At 38.2% G+C, this 3,039-nt stretch carries 5 protein-coding genes; all 5 read right to left on the minus strand.

Features of this window, described 5'->3' with window-relative positions; all coding sequences use genetic code 11:
- Positions 1–11: 11 nt before the first annotated feature.
- Complete coding sequence (locus MCQ_RS07590; RefSeq protein ID WP_006923851.1) at positions 12–527, minus strand: hypothetical protein; 516 nt, start codon at positions 525–527, stop codon at positions 12–14.
- On the minus strand, positions 514–861 hold the full coding sequence (locus MCQ_RS07595; protein ID WP_006924586.1) for a hypothetical protein: 348 nt from the start codon (positions 859–861) through the stop codon (positions 514–516). The genes MCQ_RS07590 and MCQ_RS07595 overlap by 14 nt, the downstream gene beginning before the upstream one ends.
- Before the next feature lie 177 nt (positions 862–1,038).
- Entirely contained in the window at positions 1,039–1,551 is a 513-nt protein-coding gene (locus MCQ_RS07600; protein ID WP_035008003.1) for a hypothetical protein, read from the minus strand.
- Entirely contained in the window at positions 1,469–2,599 is a 1,131-nt protein-coding gene (locus tag MCQ_RS07605) for a DUF1376 domain-containing protein (protein WP_006924588.1), read from the minus strand. The genes MCQ_RS07600 and MCQ_RS07605 overlap by 83 nt, the downstream gene beginning before the upstream one ends.
- Positions 2,589–2,924 carry a DUF1376 domain-containing protein gene (locus MCQ_RS07610; protein WP_006924589.1) on the minus strand — a complete coding sequence of 112 codons (336 nt, stop codon included), beginning with the start codon at positions 2,922–2,924 and terminating at the stop codon, positions 2,589–2,591. Before MCQ_RS07610 ends, MCQ_RS07605 begins: the two co-directional genes overlap by 11 nt.
- Positions 2,925–3,039 lie beyond the last annotated feature (115 nt).

A 3,039-nucleotide genomic window follows, 5' to 3' on the forward strand; every position in this document is an offset into this window, starting at 1 on the left:
CGGAAATTTTACTATGGCTTTATAACGGAACACTGCAGGGTAAGGATAGATATATTTATTAAACTGCGTGTATGTAACATAAGAAACAATACACAAACTAAAAAGGAATACCAAAGCGCAATATCTGAGTACCAAAGTACAGTATCCAATGAAAAAGAAAGCTTATGCTCCACGTACTGAGAAACGACAGACAAAGAAACTGTCTCTTCATAACTACTTGGGAAAATTAAAACTATAAATGCTAACATTATTAGCTTTAAGACGCTGTGCATATATTGTTGTAAATCACGTGTTAGTTTCACCCAACCCGTTGTATCATCATCTTTATATTTTGGGTTGTTCTGTAACTCAGAAGGAATATGAGAATTGCATAAAATTGCAAAAACAGTTGTTACTATTACCAAAGAAACAGACGCAAATGTCAAAATAGTCTGAATAAAATCAAGATTTTTTTTAATTCCTAAAAAACATAAAAATATAAAGGTTGTAACACCAAGTAAGGCTCTTATCTGCTTATCTGTAAACATATTCGTTTCCTGAGTTTTTTGATAATTTTTTAATCTCTCTATTGATCTCGTCTATGAGGGGTTCGTAATTCAGAATGCTTTTCGGAACATTGCCCCCATAAACCCACGCTTTCACTTGCGCTTTGGTGCTAAAATCTGCATTTTCTGGTATGGTGTAATACTGGCCACCATCAAACCTTTCACACTCTCTTGTGCCATCTTCATATTCGTAGAGATTGTAAAAATACTCCGCTGCTCCGTCCCCCCAAGGAACATAACCAACCGCCGTTGCAACCCACTTTTTTTGCCTTGGCTGTTTACGTTTTGTTAAGAACAAATGTTTTAATATTCCCATGCTTTTAGTCCATAATTTCACCAATTGGTCTATTTGCCTCAAAATGGGCCGTACAGAGTCGTTTTAACCTCCAATGTGTATTTTATCAAAAAAATACCAAATCGCTCTGTACGGTGCCTTTTTGTCGATTTAAACGCATATCTATTCCAATATCTCGCACTAAACTCCTCTACTTTGCTAAAACGCTATGTGCTTCACTGTGCCACTAACCCCTTTTAAAACCTGTTCAAGCTCTTGTTGAACATCTTCCATGCGCTCTGTCATTAAGGGCGTTACCTGTTCTTTTCCCTTTAACTCAGGCTTTTGAAGGTTTTTGATAATACGATTTGCACGAAAGCGAATATCGTTTTCAAGCTTTTCGCAATAACGATAAAAATCTGCTGTTGAGGGCATAAAGGTCGGATTTAAGCCCTCTGCTTTACCTTTCAAAGCGTTCTTTGTTGCTGTTTGCAATACCCAGCTGCTTATGCCTTTAAGAGCGTAAAGATACGCAAGCGCTGTTGACTTTTCATCTGATCCCAATTGGCTCCTGAGACCACTTGAAAGGACAAGATACGTCGTTTGGATTTCTTCTTCGGTGGCTTTTTTCTCAAGCTTTTTCAACGCATCATGGACCAATGAGGTAACCCTCCCCACTTCTGCAATCGATGGTTTTTGCCCCGCTTTCCAAAGGAATGGTGGTTCTTTCATTGTCCTCGAAGAGAAATTTGTACACACTATCTGAATTTTTGACATTGGACATGTGCTGTGCAACTCGATAATTCCACCCACGCTGTTGTCCTGTTCGTTCAATTCTTGGTTTTCCATACTGTTTCTCCTGTTCTAATTTTGCTTTTTTCTGTGCTACAGGCCCCAATTCGGGATGTGTAACCCAATTGTACCAAGTCCTTTGCCAATCATCTTTGGTCGCATCCTTTCCTGATTTTGCTAGCCAAAAATTTGCGAACCGTTCAGCTGCTAACATCGCCTCATCATGCGTTAAGCCTTTATCGATTGCGTATTGCAAATTAGGTTTGAAATCCTCTGGCAATCGACAGCCTCGATCACTTCTCACCCGCCTGGCCTTTTTGGGAACATTCTCTTGCTCGTCAATGGGAGGTTGGTTGCCTGATGAGGTTGCGATTTGATCTGGTGGGCTTTCGCAAGCATGAACCTCTGTTGGTTCATGAACCTGATCATCAGTTTCTAAACTTTCAGAACCAATTTCTTTTTTTGCTAATACGATAGTATTAGTTTTTTTATTATATATGTTTGTATTGTTTGTATTGTTTGTTATAGCATCACAAGCATCATGCTTAGCATTATGCTTAGCATCCTTAAGCATACCGTTAGCATCATGCTTAGCATTTTTATCATCTTGATCATCACTAATGATTTTTGCTTGATGATGTTTTTTCCATCTTGCCTGTGCTGCTTTCTGCGCTCTCTCTGAAAACTTATTTAAATTTTCGTTTGAGTTATTAAGTTCCTCTTCAACTTGTAAACTCCATAGACGACCATCTTCTAAACGTATTAATCTTTCATCACTTAATAAAAAATCTAGCGCTTTATTAAAGGCCTTTACTGAGCAACCAGAAATACGTGCTAATATAGAGGCATTCTCAAGAAGCGGCTGTCTTTTCTTATACATAAGTAATGTCAACATCATATAAGTGGATATTTGATGCGACGTCATTCCACTAGCATCAGATACCCAATCAGATGGGAAACAACGAACCCAAGCCAACTTAGTTGACATATTGCCCCTCCTTTTCTTCATTATTATTTAGATTTTCATTGAAGTAATTGAGTTCCTCTTCAACATCTGAACTCCACAAACGACCATCTTCTAAACAAATGATGTGCCCAGATCTCAATAAATAATCTAACGCCTTTTGAAATCTTTTTACGGAGCAGCAAGTAAAATGAGACAGTATTTGTGAATCGTTTAGAAGAGGTTCACGAGTGTGTAACATTCTTATCCGCAACTTCACATAAACATTGACTTCCATAGGTGGTAAATCAGAGAGTTTAAATAGCCACTGTTCAGTAAATAATCTTGTCCAAGCCAACTTAGTTGACATACCCAATCTCCCTCTCTTTCACTAAATATAAAATTGCTAAAGCATCTGCTTCGTTGTCATCTTTAGGTGCATGACCTTTCGCACGCACCGCTTGTATCATCTCTTCTTTCGACGC

Source organism: Candidatus Bartonella washoeensis Sb944nv (genome assembly GCF_000278135.1).
Taxonomy (GTDB): Bacteria; Pseudomonadota; Alphaproteobacteria; order Rhizobiales; family Rhizobiaceae; genus Bartonella; species Bartonella washoeensis.

Bases quoted from the DNA above. Each gene is read 5' to 3' on its own strand.
- MCQ_RS07605 (WP_006924588.1), bottom strand. From the start codon at position 2,599: ATGTCAACTAAGTTGGCTTGGGTTCGTTGTTTCCCATCTGATTGGGTA.
- MCQ_RS07600 (WP_035008003.1), bottom strand. From the start codon at position 1,551: ATGAAAGAACCACCATTCCTTTGGAAAGCGGGGCAAAAACCATCGATT.
- MCQ_RS07590 (WP_006923851.1), bottom strand. From the start codon at position 527: ATGTTTACAGATAAGCAGATAAGAGCCTTACTTGGTGTTACAACCTTT.
- MCQ_RS07610 (WP_006924589.1), bottom strand. From the start codon at position 2,924: ATGTCAACTAAGTTGGCTTGGACAAGATTATTTACTGAACAGTGGCTA.
- MCQ_RS07595 (WP_006924586.1), bottom strand. From the start codon at position 861: ATGGGAATATTAAAACATTTGTTCTTAACAAAACGTAAACAGCCAAGG.